The organism is Actinomycetota bacterium (assembly GCA_035536535.1).
In the GTDB taxonomy this organism is placed as follows: domain Bacteria; phylum Actinomycetota; class JAICYB01; order JAICYB01; family JAICYB01; genus DATLNZ01.
This window is the reverse complement of record DATLNZ010000191.1, coordinates 1-23,067: the sequence shown is the minus strand read 5'-3', so window position 1 is coordinate 23,067 and position 23,067 is coordinate 1. Positions and strand designations below refer to the sequence as shown.

The 23,067-nt window shown below is 69.3% G+C and carries 23 protein-coding genes; 12 read left to right on the top strand and 11 right to left on the bottom strand.

From position 1 onward, the window contains the following. The 6 genes from VNE62_12745 to infA all read left to right on the top strand — a co-directional run. Positions 1-960: prolyl oligopeptidase family serine peptidase (locus VNE62_12745; protein ID HVE93148.1), on the top strand; the 960-nt coding region annotated here is incomplete at its 5' end. A gap of 11 nt (positions 961-971) precedes the next feature. Next, the gene (locus tag VNE62_12740) at positions 972-2,717 is read left to right on the top strand and encodes a biotin carboxylase N-terminal domain-containing protein (protein ID HVE93147.1); all 1,746 of its coding nucleotides are present in this window, start codon (positions 972-974) and stop codon (positions 2,715-2,717) included. 4 nt (positions 2,718-2,721) lie between these two features. Next, a complete protein-coding gene (larE, locus tag VNE62_12735) occupies positions 2,722-3,513 on the top strand; it encodes an ATP-dependent sacrificial sulfur transferase LarE (protein ID HVE93146.1) in 792 nt (263 codons plus the stop codon). A 10-nt stretch (positions 3,514-3,523) separates the two neighbouring features. After that, complete coding sequence (locus VNE62_12730; protein HVE93145.1) at positions 3,524-3,766, top strand: NIL domain-containing protein; 243 nt, start codon at positions 3,524-3,526, stop codon at positions 3,764-3,766. A 3-nt stretch (positions 3,767-3,769) separates the two neighbouring features. Next, the gene (locus tag VNE62_12725; protein ID HVE93144.1) at positions 3,770-4,768 is read left to right on the top strand and encodes a CvpA family protein; all 999 of its coding nucleotides are present in this window, start codon (positions 3,770-3,772) and stop codon (positions 4,766-4,768) included. A 161-nt stretch (positions 4,769-4,929) separates the two neighbouring features. After that, positions 4,930-5,145, top strand: coding sequence for a translation initiation factor IF-1 (gene infA, locus VNE62_12720; protein HVE93143.1), 216 nt, complete (start codon positions 4,930-4,932; stop codon positions 5,143-5,145). Between the two features lie 31 nt (positions 5,146-5,176). Here infA and VNE62_12715 read toward each other — a convergent pair whose 3' ends face one another. Genes VNE62_12715 through VNE62_12690 form a run of 6 tightly spaced genes read right to left on the bottom strand, consistent with a single transcriptional unit; the run spans position 5,177 to position 13,373 of the window. Then, positions 5,177-6,565, bottom strand: a complete 1,389-nt coding sequence (locus VNE62_12715) for a GldG family protein (GenBank protein ID HVE93142.1) — start codon at positions 6,563-6,565, stop codon at positions 5,177-5,179. Positions 6,566-6,608: 43 nt separating this feature from the next. Next, positions 6,609-7,307: an ABC transporter permease subunit gene (locus VNE62_12710; GenBank protein ID HVE93141.1), complete on the bottom strand. Its 699-nt coding sequence runs from the start codon at positions 7,305-7,307 to the stop codon at positions 6,609-6,611. Further along, entirely contained in the window at positions 7,304-7,963 is a 660-nt protein-coding gene (locus VNE62_12705; GenBank protein ID HVE93140.1) for an ABC transporter ATP-binding protein, read from the bottom strand. Before VNE62_12705 ends, VNE62_12710 begins: the two co-directional genes overlap by 4 nt. Continuing rightward, positions 7,960-10,080: an ABC transporter permease gene (locus tag VNE62_12700; protein HVE93139.1), complete on the bottom strand. Its 2,121-nt coding sequence runs from the start codon at positions 10,078-10,080 to the stop codon at positions 7,960-7,962. Before VNE62_12700 ends, VNE62_12705 begins: the two co-directional genes overlap by 4 nt. After that, on the bottom strand, positions 10,077-11,771 hold the full coding sequence (locus VNE62_12695) for an ATP-binding cassette domain-containing protein (GenBank protein HVE93138.1): 1,695 nt from the start codon (positions 11,769-11,771) through the stop codon (positions 10,077-10,079). The genes VNE62_12700 and VNE62_12695 overlap by 4 nt, the downstream gene beginning before the upstream one ends. A 3-nt stretch (positions 11,772-11,774) precedes the next feature. Beyond that, entirely contained in the window at positions 11,775-13,373 is a 1,599-nt protein-coding gene (locus tag VNE62_12690) for an ABC transporter substrate-binding protein (protein HVE93137.1), read from the bottom strand. 154 nt (positions 13,374-13,527) lie between these two features. Here VNE62_12690 and VNE62_12685 point away from each other — a divergent pair, with 154 nt between their 5' ends. Beyond that, positions 13,528-13,755 (top strand): hypothetical protein, encoded by a 228-nt coding sequence (locus tag VNE62_12685; protein ID HVE93136.1) that lies wholly within the window; start codon positions 13,528-13,530, stop codon positions 13,753-13,755. 1 nt (position 13,756) lies between these two features. Here the strand turns inward: VNE62_12685 and VNE62_12680 are convergent, their stop codons facing one another. Further along, entirely contained in the window at positions 13,757-14,812 is a 1,056-nt protein-coding gene (locus VNE62_12680; protein ID HVE93135.1) for a TIGR00730 family Rossman fold protein, read from the bottom strand. A 100-nt stretch (positions 14,813-14,912) separates the two neighbouring features. On the opposite strand from VNE62_12680, the gene VNE62_12675 reads away from it, so the two are divergent. Both VNE62_12675 and VNE62_12670 read left to right on the top strand, forming a co-directional pair. Beyond that, on the top strand, positions 14,913-16,523 hold the full coding sequence (locus VNE62_12675; protein ID HVE93134.1) for an AMP-binding protein: 1,611 nt from the start codon (positions 14,913-14,915) through the stop codon (positions 16,521-16,523). Then, positions 16,520-17,275, top strand: coding sequence for a maleylpyruvate isomerase family mycothiol-dependent enzyme (locus VNE62_12670; protein ID HVE93133.1), 756 nt, complete (start codon positions 16,520-16,522; stop codon positions 17,273-17,275). The genes VNE62_12675 and VNE62_12670 overlap by 4 nt, the downstream gene beginning before the upstream one ends. Positions 17,276-17,317: 42 nt before the next feature. On the opposite strand, the gene VNE62_12665 is transcribed toward VNE62_12670, so the two are convergent. After that, the gene (locus VNE62_12665; GenBank protein HVE93132.1) at positions 17,318-17,737 is read right to left on the bottom strand and encodes a hypothetical protein; all 420 of its coding nucleotides are present in this window, start codon (positions 17,735-17,737) and stop codon (positions 17,318-17,320) included. 141 nt (positions 17,738-17,878) lie between these two features. Here VNE62_12665 and VNE62_12660 point away from each other — a divergent pair, with 141 nt between their 5' ends. From VNE62_12660 to VNE62_12650, 3 genes are all read left to right on the top strand, one after another. Beyond that, the gene (locus tag VNE62_12660) at positions 17,879-18,142 is read left to right on the top strand and encodes a hypothetical protein (GenBank protein ID HVE93131.1); all 264 of its coding nucleotides are present in this window, start codon (positions 17,879-17,881) and stop codon (positions 18,140-18,142) included. A gap of 116 nt (positions 18,143-18,258) precedes the next feature. Further along, on the top strand, positions 18,259-18,852 hold the full coding sequence (locus tag VNE62_12655; protein HVE93130.1) for a hypothetical protein: 594 nt from the start codon (positions 18,259-18,261) through the stop codon (positions 18,850-18,852). A gap of 9 nt (positions 18,853-18,861) precedes the next feature. Further along, complete coding sequence (locus VNE62_12650) at positions 18,862-19,854, top strand: hypothetical protein (GenBank protein ID HVE93129.1); 993 nt, start codon at positions 18,862-18,864, stop codon at positions 19,852-19,854. 7 nt (positions 19,855-19,861) lie between these two features. Here the strand turns inward: VNE62_12650 and zwf are convergent, their stop codons facing one another. From zwf to VNE62_12635, 3 genes are all read right to left on the bottom strand, one after another. After that, positions 19,862-21,292: a glucose-6-phosphate dehydrogenase gene (zwf, locus tag VNE62_12645; protein ID HVE93128.1), complete on the bottom strand. Its 1,431-nt coding sequence runs from the start codon at positions 21,290-21,292 to the stop codon at positions 19,862-19,864. Between the two features lie 6 nt (positions 21,293-21,298). Beyond that, positions 21,299-22,204 (bottom strand): decarboxylating 6-phosphogluconate dehydrogenase, encoded by a 906-nt coding sequence (gene gnd / locus VNE62_12640; protein ID HVE93127.1) that lies wholly within the window; start codon positions 22,202-22,204, stop codon positions 21,299-21,301. Beyond that, positions 22,204-23,067, bottom strand: an 864-nt coding sequence (locus VNE62_12635; protein ID HVE93126.1) for a glucose-6-phosphate isomerase, incomplete at its 5' end; no start/stop codon positions are given. The genes VNE62_12635 and gnd, both read right to left, overlap by 1 nt.

Sequence of the window (23,067 nt, the reverse complement as noted above, 5' to 3'; positions counted from 1 at the left end):
CCCGGGTCGGCCGGCGCGACCGGGCGCCCGGACGGCGGGAACGAGGTCTGGATCGGCTACACCGACCACGTCACGCCGTACAGGGTTCTGCACTACGACATCGGGTCCGGCTCCCTGCAGCCGTACGCGGACCCGCCGGGGGCGGTGGAGATCAAGGACGTGGTCGCGAAGCAGGTGTTCTACACGTCCAAGGACGGCACCCGGGTGCCGATGTTCGTCCTGCACTCCGCCGACGCCCCGCCGGACGGACGTCGCCCCACGATCCTGTACGGGTACGGCGGCTTCAACGGCTCCCAGACTCCCGGCTATTCGTCGAGCATCACGACCTGGGTACAGGCCGGCGGCGTCTACGCGCTGGCGTGCCTGCGTGGCGGGGGCGAGTACGGCGAGCAGTGGCACCGCGCCGGGATGCGCGAGAACAAGCAGAACGTGTTCGACGACTTCATCGCGGCCGGCGAGTGGCTGATCGACAACGGCTACACGTCCGGCGAGAACCTCGGCATCTCGGGCGGGAGCAACGGCGGACTGCTCGTGGGCGCGGCGCTGGTCCAGCGTCCGGACCTGTTCCGTGCGGTCGTGTGCTCGGCCCCCCTGCTGGACATGGTCCGCTACGAGCAGTTCGGACTGGGCGTGACGTGGAACGACGAGTACGGCACTGCGGCCAAGCCCGAGGAGCTTGAGTGGCTGCTGTCGTACTCGCCCTACCACCACGTCCGCGAGGCGACGGCCTACCCGGCAGTGCTGTTCACCGTGTTCGAGTCCGACACGCGGGTGGACCCGATGCACGCGCGCAAGATGTGCGCCGCGCTTCAGTGGGCGACGTCGTCGGACCGGCCCGTCCTGATGCGGCGGGAGGTCAACACCGGACATGGGGCGCGGTCCATCGGAAGGACCATCGAGCTGTCGGTGGACACGCAGTCGTTCCTGGCCGCGCACCTCGGCCTGGACCTCCCGCAGTAGCGGCGCCGCGGATGATCCGAAAGGTCCTGGTCGCCAACCGCGGCGAGATCGCCGTCCGAATCATGCGAACGCTGTCGGACCTCGGCGTCGCCTCCGTCGCCGTCTACTCCGAGTCCGACCGGCGGGCGCTGCACGCGGAAGTGGCCGACGAGGCCTACCTGCTCGGCCCCCCGCCCCCGGCCGAAAGCTACCTGCGCATCGACCGGATCCTGGACGCCGCCCGCCAGTCGGGGGCCGAAGCGGTCCATCCCGGCTACGGGTTTTTGGCCGAAAACGAGGCTTTCGCCCAAGCCGTCACGGACGCGGGCCTGATCTGGATCGGACCTCCCCCCGCGGCGATGCGCGCGATGGGAGACAAGGTGTCCGCCCGCGCGACGGCCATCGCCGCGGGCGTCCCGGTCGTCGCCGGCACGCAGGGCGCGGTGGACGCCCAGGGGGCCGAGGACTTCGCGCGCGAGCACGGTTACCCGATCGCGGTGAAAGCGGTGATGGGCGGAGGCGGCAAGGCGTTCAGGGTCGCGCGCTCGGAGGCCGACCTGCGCGAGGCGCTGGAGGGGGCGTCCCGGGAGGCCCAGGCCTACTTCGGGGACGCGTCGGTCTTCCTGGAGCGCTACGTGGACCGTCCCCGCCACGTGGAGGTCCAGGTCCTGGCCGACTCCCACGGCACGGTCGCCTTTTGCGGGGAACGCGACTGTTCGACGCAGCGGCGCCATCAAAAGCTGGTCGAGGAGGCGCCGTCCCCGGCGGTCACTCCCCAGATCCGGGAGACCTTGGCGCAGGCCGCGGTGTCGCTGGCGGGGGCGGTCGGGTACCGGTCCGCCGGGACGCTGGAGTTCCTGCTGTCCGAGCAGGGCGAGCTTTCGTTCCTCGAGATGAACACGCGGCTTCAGGTCGAGCATCCCGTGACCGAGCTCGTGACCGGCACCGACCTCGTCGCGGAGCAGATCCGTTTGGCGGACGGCGAGCCCCTGGGCTACGAATCCCTGACGATCCGGGGCCACGCGATCGAGTGCCGCATCAACGCGGAGAACCCGGCCAAGGGTTTCATCCCCTCCCCCGGCGACATCACCGCGTGGACCGAGCCGTCCGGCCCGTGGGTGCGCGTGGACGAGGGATTCGGAGCCGGACGCAGCGTCCCGCGCGACTACGACTCACTGGTGGCAAAGCTCATCTGCTACGGCACCAGCCGCGAGCAGGCCCGGCTGCGGACCCTGCGCGCGCTGTCGCAGTTCCACATCGGGGGGATCGCTACGACCATCCCGTTCCACCGCGCGCTTCTGTCCGATCCGGCCTTCGTCGAGGGCCGGGTATGGACGCGGTTCGTGGAGGACGACTTTTTGGCGCGGCTCCCGGCGCTGCTGGAGTCACTGCCGGAGGCCGAGGCTCCGCCGCCCGTCGAGGCCGGGAGCGACGTCGTCACCAGGACCTTCGCCGTGGAGGTCTCCGGGCGCAGGTATGACGTCCGGCTCGAGGAGGCCGGGGGGCCGGTCCGCAGGTTCCGGAAGCTCACAAAGGCGGCGTCGACTCACGGGTCCGACGGCGCGCACGACGAGGTCCGGGCTCCAATGCAGGGCACGATCCTGAAGGTGGTGGCGTCCGAGGGCCAGGCGGTGAAGGCGGGTGACCTGCTGTGCACGCTGGAGGCCATGAAGATGGAGAACCACATCGTGGCCCCCCGCGACGGCACGCTGGCGGAGCTGAAGGTGGAGGCCGGCACCCTGGTGGAGACCGGTGCGCTCATAGCGGTGATTGAATGACATGGTGACCCCGCAACTGGAGTCGGTCCTGCGCGAGATGGAATCGGTGGTCGTCGCGTACTCCGGCGGCGTCGACTCGACCTACCTCGCGTACGCGGCCCACTCCGTGCTCGGCCCCCGTTCGTGCGCGGCGATAGCCGACTCGGCGTCGCTTCCGCGCGCCGAGCTGCGCGAGGCGCTGGACGTTGCGGCGCAGTCGGGCTTTCCGGTGCGCGTGGTGCGGACCGACGAGTTCGAGCGGGCGGAATACCTCGCCAACTCCCCGGACCGCTGCTTTCACTGCAAGGAGGCGCTGTTCGACCGGCTGTTGCCGCTGGCCGCGACGCTCGGACACCGCCACGTCGCCATCGGCACGGTATCCGACGACCTGGGCGACGTCCGGCCCGGGCTCGTCAGCGCCCGGCGGCGCGGCGTCCGGCAGCCGCTTCTGGAGGCCGGACTGTCGAAGGACGATGTACGCCAACTCGCGCGCGAGGCGGGGCTGACGGTGTGGGACAAGCCGCAGGCGGCGTGCCTTTCGTCACGGATCCCGCACGGGACCGCCGTGACCACCGAGGCCCTGCAGGCGGTGGAGAAGGCCGAGGCGGCGGTCCGGTCGCTGGGGTTCCGGCAGGTGCGCGTCCGGCACAGGGGCGACACGGCTTCCGTGGAGGTGCCGCAAACCGACCTCGAGAGGCTGGAGTCCATGCGCGACGAGGTGGCCGCGGCAGTCGCGTCGGCCGGGTATGCGGCGGTCCACATCGACCCTCGCGGGTACCGTGCCGGCGGCGCGCGGCTGCCGATCGCATCGGCCTGAGGTCGTCAGCGTGCCGAAGCTGCGACTGCACCTGACCCTGCCGGGGGACCTCATCCAGGAGCCGCTCATCTGGCGGCTGGGGCGCGACCATGACATCGTCACCAACATCCGGCGGGCCAACGTGGAGGAGTCGGTCGGCTGGGTGATCCTGGAGGCCGAGGGCAGCGAGGAGTCGCTGGACCGGGCCATCGCGTGGATGCGTGAGATGGGGGTGCAGGTCGACCGCGTTCCCACCGACACGTCGGGGGCCTGACGAATGTTCCTGTTCATCGACACGCTCATCCTGGGGCTGATCGCCGCGCTGGTCCGGACCGGCTGGCGCCGCGGCTTCGCCTCGCAGGCGATCGACCTGATGGGCTTCACGCTGGCGCTGCTGCTGTCTCTTCGCTTTGCGGGAGCCGCGTCGGCCCCCTTTCGTCTCGTCGGCTTCCGAGGGGCGACCGCGACACTGCTGGGCGCGCTGCTTATCTTCGCCCCGCTGATCGTCGCCGTGGCGGTCGTGGGGGCGCGGGCCAACCGCCTCGTGATGCACCCCGGCCTGCACATGACCAACCGGATATGCGGAGTCGGCTTCGGTCTCGCATTCGCCGTCGTCGTGATGACCTTCGTGCTGCTGATCACCCAGGCGGCGCCGGTCCCGCAGGGCCTGAGCCAGGCCGCCCGGAAGTCCCCCATGGGACGGGTGCTGCTGTCGTCGGCGTCCCCCGCCACCAGGCTCCTGCAGGGCGTGGCGGACCGCGACGCAGACAAGCTCATCCTGTACCTGCGCCAGTCGCTGCGATCGCTGCGGAGCAACCCCGACGAAAAGCCGGAGGTGGACGAGCCCCCGGCGCTGCGGTTCCCCGCAGTCCCCGAGCCTCAGATCCGCCTGGACGCCGCCGCCGAGAAGGAGCTGCTGAAGCTGGTGAACGAAGAGCGGACGTCGCGCAAGCTCAAACCTGTGAAGTGGGACCAGCGGCTGGCGGACGTAGCCAGATCCCACTCCAGGGACATGTACACAAAGGGGTACTTCGCGCACGCGTCGCTCGAAGGGATCAGGCCGAGCGAGCGTTTGCAGAAAGCGAAGATCGGCTTCGTGGTCTCGGGCGAGAACCTGGCCCTGGCGCCGACGGTGCCCCTGGCCCACCGCGGCCTGATGAACTCGCCCGGGCACAAGCGCAACATCCTGGACCCTGACTTCAGCGCCCTCGGCATCGGGATATTCAACGGACCGAAGGGGCTGATCGCGTCCCAGGAGTTCTGCGGGGGCTGCTGAACCGGCGGCCGCCCCTGCTAGCATTGGACCGTCCCTGAGGTCAGGAGAGCTGTTTGGCACGCAAGAAGCGCACAGGAGGAGCCCGCGCCGGAGGCGCACGGCCGCGCCGTCCCGGCCGGCCCGCGGCCACCGAGGGACCTCCTCCAGCCAAAGAAAGCGACATCAAGGAAGTCGGCATCGAGGCCGAGGGTGTTGTGACCGAGGCGCTGCCGAACGTGATGTTCCGGGTCGAACTCGAGAACGGTCACCTCGTGCTCGGCCACATCTCCGGGCGCATGCGCAAGAACTACATCCGGATCATGCCGGGCGACAAGGTGCGCGTGGAGCTGTCGCCCTACGACCTCACGCGGGGCCGCATCACCTACCGCTACCGGTAGTCACGTCCCGGACGGCAAGCCGCGCAGGCAGTCACAGCCCGCGGCGGACCAGCCACAAAAAGGCCCCCGCGATCAGAAACAGTCCCGGAACGACGATCGCCGTCACGTACAGGATGTAGCGGCTCCGGGCCTCCGTCAGCTCCAGCTCACGCACCTTCGGAAAACTCGGGACAGCGGCGACGAGATCCTCGGGCTGGGTCAGCCAGTCCACCGCCTGGACCACCAGCCGTCCGTTTGAAGCCTCCGGGATGAACTGATTGGAGGCGAAGTCCACGTCGCCCCAGGCAAGGATCCGCGTGCGCCTGATGCCGGCGGCCGGTCCCGTCCCGGTGACCTCGCTGTCGTCGGCGGCGGCTCCCACCTCCAGCGGGCCCTCCAGGTCGGTTTCCGGGTTAAACCGTCCGTCGCCGAGGCTGCGCTCCAGGTAGGCGGTCCTGCTCGTGACGGCCACCGCGGACACGGCCAGCCCCGGACGGCCCCCCGGATGCTTCGCCCGCACGGCCTGCAGGCCGGGGAAATAGGTCGGACCCAGCCCCCGGACGGCGGGGTTGGACCGCGTATAGCGGCTGACGATCGGAGACACCAGGTCGGACTGAAGCCTCGACTCCGGGTCGGCCTCCAGGACAAAGCCTTTCTCAAAGGACAGGCCCCACCGGTCCACCAGCGGAGTGAGGTCCGCCGCCGACAGCGGGTCGGACAGCACCACGGCCTTGCCCGATCCGGACAGGTATTCGGTGATGGCGGTGACGGCGTCCCGCGACGGCTGGTTCACGGGGGCCGCCACCACGGCAGCGTCGCACCCGGACAGCCCGCCGGCACCGGACAACATGCCGGCCGTGCGGACCGTGTAGCCGTTGTCCCGCAGAAGCTTCGCGGCCTGGGACAGCCCCGTAAGGCTTTCGTCGTCCACCGACCTCTCACCGTGGCCGGTCGTGAAGCAGACCGTGCCGGGCGACGGCCGCACCAGCCTCGCGATGGCCGACGTGATGTCGATCTCTATGGGCAGCGGCGCCACCTCAATCTCACGGTCCCCGCCGAGCGACTCCACGGCGGCCGAGCCTCGTCCGGCTCCGAGGCGCTGCGACTCACCCGGCAGTTGCACGGGGTCCAGGATCCGGAAAGAGATCCGGCGGTTCTCGCGCCGGTAGCGGCTGAGCAGCGTCGCCGCCTCCACGCGGCCGGCGTCTGCTCTGGCGAAGAAGGCAGTGATTCTCACCCGGCTGTCCAGCCGGCGCAGAACGCGCAGCGTCTCGGCCGACAGCGTCGCGGAGCGTTCGGAGGTGAGGTCCCACTGCACCCGCGACCGCTCGGCCCCCACGACGGACGCCACCGCGACGACGACGGCGGCCGCCACGGCAAGCAGGAGGGGGGCCCGTGGCCGGGCGCGCGGCACGGCCACGTCAGGGTCTCGGGGGGTCACGGCCACGCCCCCGCCCGGAGAGCTCGCACGACCAGCCGAGCCGTCACCGCCACCGCCGCGCCTCCACCGCCGCCACCGAGGCCGTGAGCGCGACGGCCGCCACCGCCACGAAGAACACGACGTCGGACAGGTCCACCAGGCCTCCGGCCAGGCCTCGCAGCCTTTCGCTGATGGAAAGCGACGCGAGGATCGAATTGGCCGCGAGCGCGTCGGAGCCTACGTGCGCGAACCACAGGATGAGCACCGCGAACAACGACCCCACCGCCGCGACGGGCTGGCTGGTGGTCAGCGCCGAAGACAGCGTGCCGACGGCAACGAGTGCGGCCGCCAGCAGTGCCAGGCCCAGAAGTCCGGTGATCACCGGCCCGGCATCGGGGTCACCGAAAGCGGCGAGCAGCACGGCGAACAGCGATACCGGAGCAAGCAGGACGAATAGGGTCAGCAGCGCGGCGAGGTACTTGCCGAGCACCAGCCGCAGCGTGCGGACCGGCACCGCGAGCAGGAGCTCGAGGCTCCCGGACCGCGACTCCTCCGCGAACAGCCTCGCCGTCAGCACCGGCGCGGACAGCAGCACGAGAAACCCGGCAATCGGGACCAGCGGCTGGAACACGGCCTGCGCCCGCCCCACCACCTGGCCGTGTCCCAGGACCCCCAGCGTGACGTGCAGCACGGCCCCCAGCACGTAGGGAAGCGGCGACGTCCACAGGACCTTGAGCTCCTTGACGAGCAGTGCGCGGGTCATGCCAGTTCGGCCTCCGCGACCAGCCTCAGGAAACGGTCCTCCAGGTCGGGGGCCGATGCAGTGGCCTGCTCCGCCACGACGCGTCCTTTCACGATCACGATGACTCGGTCGCACACAGACGCCGCTTCGGCCAGAAGGTGAGTGGACAGAAGCACCGCCGACTCGCGTCCCATCTCGCGGATGACGTTGCGGGCGTCCACGATCTGCTTCGGGTCGAGTCCTATCGTGGGCTCGTCCAGGACGTAGGACGGCGGGGAGCCGAGGAGCGCCTGCGCCATCGCGGTGCGCTGGCGCTGTCCCTTCGACAGCCTGCCGACGGGGCGCGCGGCGAGGTCTTCGACCCCTGCCCTTTGCATTGCCTCGTCCACGGACGCAGAAGTCACCGACTTCATCTTCGCCATGAACCGCAAATACGACCGGACCGACAGGGCGTCGTAGGCGGCGAAGGTCTCGGGCAGGTAGCCGACCGGCCCCCGGACTTCCACCGACCCATTATCCGGGCGCAGGACCCCCAGGAGCATCCGCATCGTGGTGGTCTTGCCGGCGCCGTTGGGACCGAGAAAGCCGACCACCTCGCCGGGCTCCACCTGCAGCGTGACTTCCGAGACTGCCACGCGGCCCCCGAAAGACTTCGACAGCCCGTTGCCGGAGATCAACCGGGGACCGGGGCCTCGTCCTTGGCGGGTGTCGTCCGGACGTCGGACTCCCCCGCCTGCGCCGGGACATCGGGCTTCCACACGAGACCCTCGACCACGGGGTCGCGGAAGTGCATGACCAGGCCCGCGAGGCCCCCGCGCAGCCGGGTGATCACCTGGATGAGCAGGATCCCCGTGCCGATCAGGACGAAGTACTGGACGAGCTGTCCGGTGTTGCGGAACGTCTCGGTCGCCTCGAGCCCCTCCTTGAGGAGCGTGGGCAGGCCGAAGACCAGAAACGAGCCGAGGGTGGCGCCGAGCAGGGAGCCGAGCCCGCCGATGATCACCATCGAAACAAGGATGAGCGAGCTCGCGGTTGGGAAGTCCACCGACGAGATGTTGCCCTGGCGGAATCCGTACAGGGCCCCCGCCAGAGCCGCCATGCCGCCGGAGAGCATGAAAGCCAGCAGCCGATAGCGGGTCAGCTCGACCCCCAGCGTCGCAGCCGCCTTCTCGTTTTCCCGAAGAGCGAAAAAGCCGCGACCGGTGCGGGTCTGCTTGAAGTTGTGGGCGATCCAGATGCAGGCCATCAGAAGCGCCAGGCAGAAGAAGAAGTACGGCCGGTTGGTTTCCGACGCCAGGTTCAGCCACCCCCAGTTGGGAAGGATCATCTGGAGGCCGGCCGTGCCGCGCGCGATGACCGGGTGCTTGAAGATGAACTGCTCCGCCGCGATGTTGAACGAGATCGTCACGATGGCCAGGTACAGCCCGCGGATGCGCAGGGCCGGCAGGCCGATCAGAAGAGACACGAGCATCCCCACCACGACGACGAGCGGGATCATGAGCAGAAACGGGATGGGCCCCTCGCTGTACATGTTCCCCGCGGCGAACGCCCCCACCCCGACCAGGGCGAAGTGTCCCAGCGAGATCTGCCCCGCGTAGCCGATGAGCACGGTGAGGCTCACACCGGCGACGGCCAGTATCACGACCGTGGTCAGCACCCCGTTGGTGAACGGTCCCGTCGCGAGGCTCACGGCCGACACCAACATCAGAGCCACGGCAACGGCCGTCCTCTGCGCCTGAGCCGACACTGGGTCGCGCCGCAGGCGCGCCGGGAGGTCGCGTATGGCCGGCACGAACGAGACCTTGTCCTCGGTGGCCTCCGGCTTTCCGAACAGCCCGCCGGGCCTGAACACCAGGACCGCGATGACCATGAGGAAGAAGAGGAACTCCGGCCACCCGGTCGTCCCCAGTGTCTCGCCCGGCCACCACGTGCTGCGGGTCATCAGCCCGATCAGCGATTCCCCTACGCCCACGATGACCCCGCCCACCAGCGCCCCCGGCAGGCTGACCAAGCCACCTACCAGGGCGGCGGCGAAGGCGCGGACCAGCAGCCCGATGGACAGCACCGTCACGTCCAAGCTCCCCCTGACGGGCACGATCAGCAGCGCGGCCACTCCTGCCAGGAGCCCGCCCACCACCCATGTGAACGAGGACACGCGGCGCACCGAGATGCCGAGCAGCTGCGCCGACTCGCGGTTCTCGGCGGCAGCTCGAATGGCCACCCCGAACTTGGTCAGCTTGAAGAAGGCCGCGGCCGCCGCCGCGATCAGCGGCACGACCAGCAGGACGAGCAGGTAGCCGCCGTGGAGCCGGAAGATCCCGACGTCCACACCCACCGTGTCCCCGAGAAGCTTCGGCAGCCGCTTCAGCTCCGTCGCCTGATCCTGTGTGCGGTTGAACAGCAGAACGGTCGCTCCGAGGAAGCCCTGAGCAAGGGCGATCGTGGCCACCAACGTCACCAGACGGGGAGCGCGCTCGAGCCGGTGCATGATGTCGCGCTCGATCAAAAACGAAAGCAGCGCGATGAGCGCCAGGGAAAATAGCGCCGCCGTCACGAACCGCGGAACCGTCGCCTGCCGGAAGATCAGGACGTATTTCAGCCACCGAAGCAAAAAGAGCCCGTCGTCGATCTTGTAGGTGAGGTACCAGCAGACGTAGGCGGTGAACAGCCCCAGGTACGGCTGCGCGAAGTTGATCGTGCGAGACCCCTTGTAGATCAGGACGATCCCGAGGGCCATGACACCGAAAATCAGGCCTTCGAGAGCGCCCTGGGTCGCGTAGGCGAGCAGCGTCACCGTCCGGCCCCCACGAACCCTTCGGTTGCGCCGGCCAGAAACACCGACCGCAGGAGGTCCGGACGGTCGAGCAGGTCGGTGGACGGGCCCTCAAACCGCACCTGACCCTTTTCCAGGAAGTACGCCCTGTCGGTGTAGCCGAGCGCGAAGCTGGCCTGCTGCTCGACGATCACAACCGTCAGTCCCTCCTCGTCGTGCAGTCGCTGCACGGTGTCCATCAGCCGCTCGATGACCACCGGAGCCAGGCCGAGCGAGAGCTCGTCGATCATCAGCAGCTCCGGACGCAGCATCAGCGCGCGCGCGGTGGCAAGCTGCTGCTGCTCGCCGCCCGACAGCGTCCCCGCCATCTGCGAGGAGCGCTCCGCGATCCAGGGGAAGTACCCGGTCACCCGCTCGACCTCACGGTCCACAGCCTTGTCGTCATCCAGCAGATAGCCGCCCATGCGCAGGTTCTCGCCGACCGTCAGCGTCGGGAACAGTCCGCGTCCTCCGGGGACCTGTCCGATCCCCAGCTTCACGCGCTTTTCGGGCGGCATCTTCGTTATGTCCTCGCCCTTCCACGTGACGCGTCCGCGCGTGGGAGCCACGAGCCCGGAGGCTGCCTTCAGAACCGTGGACTTGCCCGCCCCGTTGGTTCCCAGCAGCGCAAGGCGCTCCCCGCGCCGGACCTCGAAGTCCACCTCGTACAGGACCTGGACCCTGTCGTAGTGGACGTCCAGCCCCTCCACCTTCAGCAGCACCTCACCGAAATCCTGTCCGCGCCGGCGCTCATCGCGCTTTGCGTCCATGGCCGCCTTCTCGACTTGGCGGCGCTCGCCGGGCGTCCCCAGGTAGGCCTCGATCACACCTGGGTCGGCCCGGACGGCCTCCGGCGGCCCTTCGCTGATCACCTGACCCGCGTCGAGCACGTACATCCAGTCGGACAGCCCCATGATCAGCGGCATGTCGTGCTCGATCATCAGGATCGTCGCGCCGGTCTGCTCCTTGATCCGCCGCAGCAGGGGGCCGAGCGCCTCCGTCTCCTTCTGGCTGATCCCCGAGGCGGGCTCATCGAGCAGGAGCAGCTTGGGCTCGAGCGCGATCATGCACGCGAGTTCCAGCAGGCGCAGGGTCCCGTAGGACAGCTCCGAGGCGTTTTTGTCCGCGAAGGCCTGCATGCCGACCAGCTCGATGATCCGCTCGGCGCGCTCGAGGATCTCTTTTTCCTCCTGCGCCGAGGGCGGGAGACGGAACGCATGCTCGACGCTGGACCTGTGCATGTGCCTGTGCAGCGCGACGCGCAGGTTGTCCACGATCGACAGGTAAGGAAACAGCCGGACGTTTTGAAGGGTCCGTCCGATCCCCATCCACGCCCGGCGGTCCGCGGCCACCTCGCGCAGGTCCGAACCCGCGTACAGGATGCGGCCCGAGTAGTTGGGCTGGAAACCGGAGATCGCCTCGAACAGCGTCGTCTTGCCTGCCCCGTTGGGGCCGATCAGCCCGACGATCTCGCCTTCACGGACCTCCATGGTCACATCGAGGACCGCGTTGAGGCCGCCGAACCGCACCGTGACATCCGAGGTGGACAGCACGACCGGAGTGTCGCGCCGCTCGCGCGGCGGCGCCGGCGTTTCCTGTGCCCGCTTGGCCTTTGATCTTGCCCGGGTGGCCTTCGGGCGGCCGGAGGTGCTGCGGCGTGCCGGGGTGGGCACCGGCTAGAACTGGTCGACCAGTCCGGGCGTCTGGATCTGCCTGTACTTGAGGTCCGCGCCGCCCTCCACGACCACACCCATCCCGGCCCCGCGCATGATGTTCGCCGAGCCCCGGTAGGTGATGGGACCCGTGACCAGGTCCGAGTAACGATCGTAGGCGTTGATCGCGGCCAGGAACTTCTCGCGCGTGGGGTCGGTTCCGATGGACTTCATCGCGCCCAGCCAGATATGCGCGAGCTGGTAGCCGCTGGACCCGTCCGGACCGTCCTGCCCCCAGGAGGACTCGTTGTAGTTGTAGCTCGAGGTCGTGCTCCCGGTCGACCCGCCCGCATTCTCGTCGTACGTGACGTTGCCGAGGCCGACCCACTCGTCGTGCGCCGCCTTGAGGTTGGCGCACAGGGACGTATTGTAGGCGTTGGGGTGACCTATGACGCATGCGCCCCGGAGCCCGCGCATCCCCGTCCAGTCGCCCGCCATCAGGGTCAGCGCGGTGTCGGCGTCGTGAACGAAGTTGCTGAAGGTCCACTTCGGGCTGTAGGTCTGGCCCTTCCACTCGGCAACCTGCCTTGAAGTGGAAACGGGGTCCTGCAGCGGGACGATGAGATTGGCGCCCTTGTCGCCGTAGGCACGCTTGAGGTCCAGGGCCTGTGATACGTAGCTCGTCTGGTCCTGCGGCTTTTTGATCGTGCCCCGTGCCAGCTGGTCCACCTTCAGCCCGCACCGCTGCTCGAGCATCGCCACGAATCTCTTCTCAACGGGGAGGATGTACTCGCTGTCCAGGGTCGTAGTGCCCAGCCTCACGTCGTCGCCGACGTATTCGCGACCGTGCTTGCAGATGAACTTCGACAGCAGGTCCATGTTCTGGTCGTAGTTGGACCCGATCTGGTACATCCCGCGCGTGCGCCACTCCGGCTCCGGACCGCCCGCCGCGAAGTAGGGGATCTTGGCCTGGTTGGCCGCCGTGGACACGATCGCGATCTGGTCGACGCCGAGGGTGCCCGAGAGGAAGAACGGCTTGATCTCCTTCACCAGCTTGTCGCGGGCCTCTCCGCCACCGGCGGTCGAGTACTTGTCGTCCACCAGGAAGACCCGCACCTTCCGGCCGTTGACGCCGCCGTTGCGGTTGATGTGGGTGATGTAGCCCTTGAACCCGGTAACGGGGTCCTCCGTGAGGTTCAGCGGGGCTCCGCTCAGCGTCAGCGGCGCATGGACCCCCAGTTCGAAGTAGTCGCTGAAGACTCCCTCCCTGGTGGCCCCGGGTGTGGATACCTCGGGCACTCCCGGCGGTTTCTTTGCAGGTCCGGAGGCGCCGGGCCGGGCACCCGCGCCGACGGTGGCGGTGCTGGTCGATGCTCCGGGACCGGCAGCGCCCGGGGTGGCGCCGGCGTCGGCGGCCGGGCCTTCGGCCCCCGCCTCGGCGTCGGTCAGGGCTTGCTTCTGGGCAGCGGCCGAGGCGCGCTCCTGCTTGGCTTCGGCCGTGTTGCGGGCGCCGAGGACTGCGCCGCTGACAAGGGTTATCGCCGCGGCCACGAGTGCCGCGGCCATATAGAAGTTGGGTCCCGCCATGAGTCGGCGATAGGTCTCGGCGAAAGCAGTGGCCATTGCTCCTCCGTACCCCCCGAACCCAGGTTACCTCTACTTTGCCCCGGATAGGACCGGCGAACCCTGTGACGGGGGTCACAGCAGCGGTTCGTGCGCCACCCTAGCCTGTGGCTTCCTTATCTGCGCCTTCCCCGGACCCGGCGGAGGTGCCGACATGACAAACAATGGATGCCGCGTGTGCTCGGGGCTGGGCAGGATCCTGGCCTTCGGCCTGGGTGAGGGCCCGGTCTGCCTGCCGTGCCCCGAGTGCGCGGGGCTGGCCATAACTCCGGCCTCGGCCGACGACGGGCCGCACTTTCCGGCCGATGATCTGGGGGCCGGAGTGTCCGAGGGCAACGATGGCCTGCCCGCAGAGACACAAGGGACGGAGTCGGCGGCGTGAGCTAAAGCTCGTTGAGCCGGTCGATCAGGGCCCGCAGGCGTCCGAAGTGCGTCCGGTCAAAGGACATCGCCAGGCGCTGGAGGTCCAGCGCGTCCTCGTCGGCGACCTCGGCCTTGGAGGGCTCAGCCGCCACGAGGCTGCTGGACAACACAATGTCCGAGAACTCCTCCGCCAGCTTCGCCAGCGCCTGTTCGTCCGGAAACCTGCGCAGGCGCAGGACCAGACGGTCGTGGACGTAGCGCATCGAGTGGTAGTTGCGGTAAAAGCCCGTGACCTCCTCGACGGCCTCGTCCACGTCGTCGGTCAGCTTGAACAGGTTCAGGTCGGGCTCGGAGATGTAGCCGTGGCGCAGCAGGTCCGAGCCGACAAAGCGCATCCAGTCCTTCCAGAACGTCCCCCCCGGGGGGTCGAGCAGGACAATCGGGTGGATGTCGCTCTTGCCGGTCTGGGTGAGCGTCAGAAGCTCAAAGGCCTCGTCCATGGTCCCGAAGCCGCCGGGCAGCAGGACGAAGGCCTCGGCCTCCTTGATGAACATGAGCTTGCGCGTGAAGAAGTACTTGAAGTTGATGAGCTTGGGGTCCTCGGCGATAAACGGGTTCGGCTCCGCCTCGAACGGAAGCCGGATGTTGACGCCGAAGCTGCGGGCGGCGCCGGCGCCGGCGTTGGCGGCCTCCATGCTCCCGGGGCCGGCGCCCGTGACGACCATCCAGCCCTTTTCCGCGATGCGCTCACCGAAGGTGCGTGCCTGCTCGTAGTCGGGGTGGCCCGGCAATGTCCGGGCCGAGCCGAAGACCGTGGCCTTCTGGACGTGGCGGTAGGGCGCGAAGATCTTGAACGCGTAGCGCATCTCCTTGAGCGCCGCGTTGATGATCTTGACGTCCAGCCTCGAGGCGTTGTCCCGGGCCAGGAGCAGGCCGGTCACGATGATCTGGGTGATCAGCTCCGCGTGGCGCTGGGCCCCCGAGGCCTCCACCAGCTCGGCGATCTTTGCGTCGAGGTTGGCGTCGCCGGTGGCGTAGCGGCGCTTGGACTGCGCCCGTTCGGGTGTGGTGGCCACACCGGATTCTCCCATCATGTGGCGGCGGCGGGGATCGACGCGCCACGATGATTCGTCCAGGGCCCGCCGCAGCCGGTGGGGCCGGGCACAGGGAGGCACAGTGAGGATCAACCCCGCAGCGGCGCTGGGAGACCTTTCGGTCGTCCTGCGCGCATGGGGGCTGCGGCCCCTGCGGCCGCAGACGATGCTCGCCGTCGGCCGCCAGATCCGGCGGGAGGGGGTGCGGCCCCACCTTGTGCTGACGATCCACGCGATGGAGACGCCGGACCGTCCAGCGTTGGTCCACGGGGGACGCACGGTCTCGTGGAGCGCAGAGCTTGACCGCGTGAGGCGGCTGGCGAACCACCTTCTCGCGCGGGGGATCGGTCCCGGCGAGCGACTGGCGATCATGCTGGCGAACCGTCCGGAGTTCGTGGAGGCCCAGGCGGCGGCGCTGTGGGTGGGCGCGACCGCGGCCGTGGTGAACCCCCGGGCTCCCGTGAGCGAGGCACTTTCGCTGTTGGAGCGGACGAAGCCAAGACTGCTGATCACGCACCGCGACGACCTGTCCGGGGCGCAGATGCCGATCCTTGCGGTGGGGGACGAATACGAACAGGCGGTTTCGTCCGCTTCGGCCGCGGAGCCCCGGGTGCCAAAGGACGCCGAAGGCAAGCTGGTGATCTTCACGTCCGGCACGACAGGGCGTCCGAAGGGGGCGGTCCGCAGCCTGGACCAGGGAGCGAGCCTGTCCACGCTGGCTGGGTTTCTGCGCGTGATCCCGTTCCGGCGCGACGACGTCCACATGGTCGTATGCCCGCTGTACCACTCGTCGGGCTCCGGGTTCGCCGCGGTCTCGGAGATCCTCGGCAACCCGCTGGTCCTCGTGGAGAGGTTCTCGCTCGAGACCTTCTGCCGGACGGTCCAGGAACACAAAGTGACGACGGCCGCCGTTGTCCCCACGATGCTGCACCGGCTGTGTGAGTTCGAGGATGCCGCGAGCTACGACCTGTCGTCGCTGCGGGTGGTGGTCTGCACGGGGGCGCCCCTGCGGGAGCAGGCCCGCGAGCGGGCGCGGGCGCTGCTCGGCGACGTCGTCCACGACCTGTACGGCTCGACCGAGATGGGCTGGGTGTCGGTAGCGACGCCGCGCGACCAGCGGCTGAAACCCGGAAGTGTGGGCAAGCCGGTGCCGGCGGTGGAAGTCCGGATCCAGGGCCCCCAGGGCGAGCCGCTGCCCGCCGGCGAGGTGGGCGAGGTCTGGGCGCGCAGCAACCTTTCGATGCAGGGATACCTCGACGACGACGAACTGGGGGCCGACCGCGTCCGGGACGGGTTTGTGTCGGTAAAGGACCTCGGCTACCTCGATGCCGACGGCTACCTGTTCGTGGTGGACCGCGCCGACGACATGATCATCTCCGGCGGTGTGAACGTGTACCCCGCGGAGGCGGAGGTGGCTTTGAACGGACACCCGGCGGTGTCGGAATGCGCGGTGGTCGGGCTGCCCGACGACCGCTGGGGGCAGAAGGTGGTGGCCGCGGTGGTGCCGCGCGGCGACGTGGGGGCTGAGGAGCTTTTGGACTGGTGCCGCGAGCGGGTGTCCTATGCCGCGGTCCCGAAGGAGGTGCGGTTCGTGCTCGAGCTGCCTCGCAACGACATAGGCAAGGTAGCGACCCGGCAGCTGGCGCAGGATCTGGCGAAGCTGCCGGGCCCGGACGAGGGCCTTGAGCCATGAGCCGGATGACCGAGATCGTGGCGGACCTGGAGGCCGAGGCCTCGGAGTTGGACCGGCTCCTTTCGCGGCTGACGGACGAGCAGTGGTTGACCCCGACGCCCGCGGCCGGGTGGGACGTCCGCGACACCGTCTCGCACCTCGCGGACACCGACGACATCGCCTACGACTGTGCCACCGGGGGCCCCCGGGACCTTCTGGAGGAGGGAATGGGGGCCGGTTCCGGAGACGCCTTCACCCACGGCCAGGTCGTAAAGGGGCGAGCGATGCCCCCGGCCACGGTGCACGATTGGTGGCGGACGTCGTCGCGCAAGCTTTGGGACGTCATGCGCGACTGGGACCCAAGCGAACGGATCAAGTGGGGGCCGAACGTGATCAGCGCCGCGTCGTTCATGACGGCCCGGCTGATGGAGACGTGGGCGCACTCCCTTGACTGCCACGGCGCAGTGGGGGCCCACCTGCCCGACACCGACCGCCTGCGTCACGTGTGCCACCTGGGCTGGCGGGCGCTGCCCCACGCGTTCGCACTCCGGGGCGAGTCGATGACCGGACCGGTCCGCCTGGAGCTGACCTCACCTTCCGGCCAGCCGTGGGAGTTCGGTCCGGCCGGCGCAGCCACCGTCATCACCGGATCGGCGGGGGACTGGGCCCGGACCGTGGTCCAGCGGGACCGGCAGGGCGAGCGCAGGCGGCTGGAAGTCCGGGGGCCGGACGGTCGGGCGATCCTGGACCACGCCCAGGCATACCTGGGCTGACCGAGGCGGGCCCGGGGGCGGCTCCCCCGGGCCGTGCTGGTGCTAAGGCGTGGTCTTCGAGGTTGGCTGCTCGGTGGTGGTGGACTCGCTTCCGTTGGACGACGGCGGCGTCCAGGGCTCGGGCGGGCCACCGCCCAGCTTGCTGGTGATCAGGGCCCGCACCTTCTCGTTTGTGAAGATCGCGGCCCCGACGCCGATGGCCAGCGTCGTCTTGAGCAGCTTGTGGCTCTTGGTGCGGACCGGCTTGCTCTGCTTCTCCAGCCGGTCGCCTGCCTTTTCGACGACGTCCAGCAACTCCTTTGCCGCGGCGTACGCCGTGGTGGCGAACTCCTTGGCAGCGCTGCCTGTGGTCGACGAGAACTCCTTCAGGGCCTCTCCGCCCTCCTCGGCGAACACTGCAGCCTTCTGCTTCAGCTCCGCTGTGCGCGGCTTCGGGATCTCGGGCTTGCGCCTGAACGGCATGGATCCTCCCCTCCTAGACGAACCTTCATTGTTCCACCGCTGGAGGCCCCCCAAACAAATTCGCCCCTGCCCCCAGAAAGGCCGACGGCGGCTCGCCGCTCCTGCGTTTTGGACGGTGAGGGAAAGGCAGAAGCAATGGGGTTGAAGGCAGCAAGGGGCATCACGGTAGCGGCCTTGGCGGCCGTCGCGGGCTGGGGCGCAGTGTGGTCCGCGACGGCCGAAGAGGCGGACACAGGGTCGCTTGCCTCCAGCGTGAGGATCTCGGCCCGCATCTCGGGGGCCGGTCCGAGCGCCTCTGCCGCCGGTTCGGAACGGCCCTCCGACGCTCCCATGGCAGCCGGAGGCGTCCTGCTCGTCGGCGGTTCGTTCGTCCTGCGCCGCAGGCTCGCCACAGTCGCCCGCTGAGGCCGGCGACTCCTCTCTAGTCCTTCGGGACCACCAAAAACCGCTCGCCGCGGCCATGGCCTTTCGGCCTTGCCCGACGTCTCTTGTACAGAAGGCAAGACGACGGGAGGCGGCTCATGAACAGGAAGCTGATGGCGGCAATCACGGCTCTGGCCGTCGCGGCGCTCGCGGCACCGGCTGAGGCAGCAGACACAGCAGTCACGGCCACGGTGTCGACCACGGGCCTGCGTGCGCTCACGGCCCCCGCTCCTTTCGCGATAACGCCGAACCTCAACGGTCTGACCGGGACCTCCAGCACAGCCACGGTGAACGTGGTCGAGACGGCCACCACGGGCGCGACGTGGAACGTCACCGCCGCTCTCTGCGGAGCGACCGACTCCGATGCGGTCCTGACCGGCTTCCAGCCCGCGGCGAACTGCACCGTGAAGCGACTGGACCGCGACGACCTCGCGGCGAGCATCCCCGGAACCCGTGTCAGCATCAACGACGCCGACAGTACCGTCGCGGTGCCCGCCACCTCGGGAGGGACCAACACGGTCGGCGGAGGAGCGCTGGACGCCGACAAGACGATCCTGTCCAACTCCGGACAGAACGCCACGACCATCTACAGCGGGACCCACAGCTACGTCGGTCCGTTCGCCCTGGACCTCAACGGCTTCGACCGTACAGGGACCTTTTACGGCTACCTGCGTCTGACTCTCAACCAGTAACCTCACCGCGTGACGCGGCTCAGGATCGCAGCTTTCATGGCCATCCCCGCCCTGGTGGCGGGGATGGCCTCTGTCTCGTGGGGACAGCCCGGCGCCACCGTGGGGGTCCAGCCGGTGGGGACCCGGCCGGAGGGGCCGCACCAGGGAGGCTGGTGGTTCTCCACCATCACTCCGGGCGGCCCGTCGGTGAAGTTCGAGGCGCGGCTGACCAACGGAGAGTCCGCCGACCGGACCGTGCGGCTGTACCTGTCCGAGTACGACTTCCTCGACGACGGCACGCCCGTGCTCGCGGAACGGCCCAAGGACGTGGGGACCTGGGGTTCGGTGGAGAAGCCCGAGGTGAGCGTCCCGGCCAAGCGCAGCATCGTCGTCTCCTTCACCGTCGCCGCGCCTGCGGGAGCCGAGCCCGGCGATCACGTAGGCGCCTTCGTGGCCGAGAACCTCCCGGACAGGGGAAGCGGCCAGGCGGTGGGCCAGATTTTGCGCGTGGCCACGCGCTTCTACCTGACGGTGCCCGGTGACGCGCGAGCAGCAGTGAGCGTGGAGAAGGTGATAGTGCGTCCCGATTCGATCCTGTTCCCCCGCCGCGTAGTCGTCATAGCCTCCGTCCGCAACACCGGCCGCGTGCGGCTGGACGCGGCGGTGTCCGTCGCCGGGAGGCGCGCAGCCGGCGCGACGACGCTGCTGTCGCAGTCGGCGGAGGACTACCGGGTGCAGCGTCCGGTCCCGCTGTGGGGGGGCCGGGTCCGCGAGCAGGTGCGGGTCACCACGAGGAGGCTCACCGGGCCGGGTCCTTCGTCCTCCGCGACCGCCTCGGCCTTTCTGTTCCCTTGGCATCTGCTGGGGGCCCTGCTGCTGGTGCTCGGACTGGCCACGGTGGCGGCGTCCCGTAAGCGCCGATACCAGCGGCTCCGGCAGGACGTGGCGAGACTGGAGCGCCAGCTGTCCGAGCGCGAGGCGGACGCCGGACGGCCACCGCGACGAGGACCGGCCCCGGACTGACCCGGCCTCAGCGGCCGTCCAGCCGCCAGCGCCCGGGCTCGATCAGAGCGTCGGCAGCGTCCGGCCCCCAGGAACCCGCGGCGTAGCGCCGCAGCCTCGGGGGGGCCTCCAGAGCGGGACCGAGGACTTCCCAGGAGCGCTCCACCTCGTCGGCGCGCGGGAACAGCGTGTGGTCACCCAGCATCGCGTCGCGCAGCAGGCGCTCGTAGGCCTCCGGCGGCTCGACGTCAAACCAGCGGCTGTAGCTGAACTCCATGTCCACCGGGGTGATGCGCATGTCGGGCCCCGGCGACTTGGCGTCAAAGGACAGCCGGATGCCCTCGTCCGGCTGGATGCGGATCGTGAGGTAGTTGGTGGACGGCCGGCCCTGCCGGAAAAGGATGTGCGGCGCGTCGTGAAACGACATCGTCACCTCGGTCACCCGCCGGGGCAGGCGCTTGCCGGTCCGGACGTAAAACGGGACCTCCGCCCACCGCCACGTGTCCACCCAAAGCTTCATCGCCACATACGTCTCGACCTGCGACCGCGCCGAGACGCCCTGTTCCTGGCGGTAGCCGGTCACCGTGCTGCGGCCCACGCGTCCGGCGTCGTACTGGCCGCGGACGACGTAGGCGGGGTCCACCGGCCGGACTGCCGCCAGCACCTTGGCCTTTTCGTCGCGCAGAGCCTCCGGGTCAAACGAGATCGGGGGTTCCATTCCGAGGATAGTGATCATCTGCAGGATGTGGTTCTGCACGATGTCCCGCAGCGCGCCGGCCTCCTCGTAGAACGAGCCCCTGTGGCCGACGCCGTCGGCCTCCGCGACCGTGACCTCGACGCTCTTGACGTACCTGCGGTTCCAGATCGGCTCGAACATCCCGTTGGAGAAGCGGAACACCAGGATGTTCTGGACGGTCTCCTTGCCGAGATAGTGGTCGATGCGGAATACCTGGTCCTCGGAGAACACCTTGTGGACGAGCGTGTTCAGCCTGCGGGCTGAGGCCAGGTCGGAACCGAACGGCTTCTCGACCACGATCGAGGCGCCGTGCTGCAGTTGTTCCTCGCCGATCCTGCGCACGATCTGCTCGAACGCCGACGGCGGGGTCCCGCAGTAGAACAGCCGCCTCGGCGGCGCGTCACGCTCGTTGAGCTCGCGCTCGAGGTGGGCCATCGCCTTGCGCTCGGCGAAAGTTCCGGTGACGTAGTTCAGTCGCGGCGCGAACGTGCGCCAGGAGGCGTCCTCGAACTCCGGCAGCTGCTCGACCGCGCTTCTCATGTCCGACCGGAACTCGTCGTCCGTGCGGGGGGTCCGGGCGTAGCCGACCACCTTCCACTCCTGCGGCATGAGGCCGTCCCGGTGAAGCGCGTACAACGCAGGGACGAGCTTGCGCGAGGTGAGGTCTCCGGACGCGCCGAAGATGACGATCGTCTGGTCCGGCGGGCGGCGGCGGGGGCTCAAGGCCGGTTACAGGTCGCCGCGACGCACCGCGTGGCCCCCGAAGGCCTGACGCAGCGCCGCGATTACCTTCATCCCGAAGGCGTTGTCGGTCCGCGACGTGAAGCGCGCGAACAGAGCGTGGGAGATCGCCGTCATGGGCACACCGCGCTCGACCGCGTCGAGAACCGTCCAGCGCCCCTCGCCGGAGTCCTCGACGTAACCGTCGAGCGACGCTAGGTCCGGCTCCTGCGCGAAGGCCGTCTCCAGCAGGTCCAGCAGCCACGAGCGGACGACGCTTCCGTGCCGCCACAGCTCCGAGATCTGGTGCAGGTCCAGCGAAAACTCGTCGGCCGCCGCCAGCAGCTCGAAACCCTCACCGAAAGCCTGGAGCATCCCGTACTCGATGCCGTTGTGGACCATCTTCACGAAGTGGCCGGCCCCCGACGGTCCCACGTGCGCGTACCCGCCCTCCGCCCCCAGCGTCTGCAGCGCCGGGACGATCAGGTCGTAGGCCTCCCGGGGGCCGCCGACCATCAGGCAGTAGCCATTGTCCAGCCCCCAGATGCCGCCGGACGTCCCCGAGTCCAGGAACAGGACGCCGCGTGCGGCCAGCTCGCCGGCCCTGCGGACCGAGTCGCGGTAGTTGGAGTTGCCGCCGTCCACGACGACGTCGCCCGGATCCAGCAGCCCCGCGAGCGATTGAACCGTCTGCTCCGTCGGCTCCCCCGCAGGGACCATCACCCACACCACCCGCGGCGGCTGCAGGTTCGCCACCACCTCCTCGAGGGACAGCGCGGCCACCGCGCCCTGCGCCTGAAGCTCGCGCGTCTTCTCCTCGGTGCGGTTAAAGGCGACGATCTCGTGGCCGCCGCGCATCAGGCGCAGGGCCATGTTGCCTCCCATCCGCCCCAGGCCGACCATCGCCATACGCATCAGGACCCACCCTCCGATGCCAGCTTCTCCAGGTCCTCGATGCCCACCCGCGCCACGCGCCGCCCCGCGTCGCGAAGCGCCTGCAGGTCCCCGTCGGCCTGCGCATCGAACAGCCGCCCGAATGAAAAGCCCATCCCCGGCACCTCGACGTCGGTGCCGTGTGTCTTGGTCACCTGCAGGAAGACCCCGGACTCCGGGCCCCCTTTGTGGAGCTGTCCCGTCGAGTGAAGAAAGCGGGGGCCGAACCCCGCGGTCGTGGCGACGCGGTGGCGGTCGCGGATCTTCACCCGGACCTGCTGCAGCCGGCGGTTGTTCTCGGACGACGGGGTCAGAAAGGCCTGGATCCCCACGTAGTCGCCCGGGTCCAGCGCGGACAGCAGCGCGGCGGCGTCGCCGGGGTCCGGACGTTGGCCGCTCTGCTCCAGGGCCTGCCTGGACCGCTGCTTGGCCGACTCCACGTCCGGCTGGTCGAACGGGTGGATGTCCAGGATGTGCGCGGTCAGCGCAGTGGCCATCTGCCATCGATAGCACTCGGCCCCCAGGTCGGACAGCGACCAGATCCTGATGCGGACCACCGGGTGCTCGGCCTCGATGGCCTCCAGCGCCGCAGGCCATGGCTCGTCCCCCACTCCGTAGGCGACGAACAGCCGGTCTTCGTCGTAGACCTCAAGGGGGCCGAGAGGCTCCGAGGCGACCGGGATGACGCCCTTGCCCTCCTTGCCGAGTGACTCGGCGATGAGCTGCTCGAGCCAGGAGCCGAAGCTGCGCAGCTGGTCCGGCAGGACGAGCGTCACCTTGTCGCGTCCGTCCCAGGCGTCACCCGCGGCAGCCTCGGCGATGGCCGCGGCCAGCCTCGCGGCCGG

Coding starts and splice junctions, on each gene's coding strand:
- VNE62_12710 (HVE93141.1), bottom strand. CDS start 7,307: ATGACCCGCGCACTGCTCGTCAAGGAGCTCAAGGTCCTGTGGACGTCG.
- VNE62_12655 (HVE93130.1), top strand. CDS start 18,259: ATGAACAGGAAGCTGATGGCGGCAATCACGGCTCTGGCCGTCGCGGCG.
- VNE62_12725 (HVE93144.1), top strand. CDS start 3,770: ATGTTCCTGTTCATCGACACGCTCATCCTGGGGCTGATCGCCGCGCTG.
- VNE62_12740 (HVE93147.1), top strand. CDS start 972: ATGATCCGAAAGGTCCTGGTCGCCAACCGCGGCGAGATCGCCGTCCGA.
- gnd (HVE93127.1), bottom strand. CDS start 22,204: ATGCGTATGGCGATGGTCGGCCTGGGGCGGATGGGAGGCAACATGGCC.
- VNE62_12685 (HVE93136.1), top strand. CDS start 13,528: ATGACAAACAATGGATGCCGCGTGTGCTCGGGGCTGGGCAGGATCCTG.
- VNE62_12670 (HVE93133.1), top strand. CDS start 16,520: ATGAGCCGGATGACCGAGATCGTGGCGGACCTGGAGGCCGAGGCCTCG.
- VNE62_12665 (HVE93132.1), bottom strand. CDS start 17,737: ATGCCGTTCAGGCGCAAGCCCGAGATCCCGAAGCCGCGCACAGCGGAG.
- VNE62_12690 (HVE93137.1), bottom strand. CDS start 13,373: ATGGCCACTGCTTTCGCCGAGACCTATCGCCGACTCATGGCGGGACCC.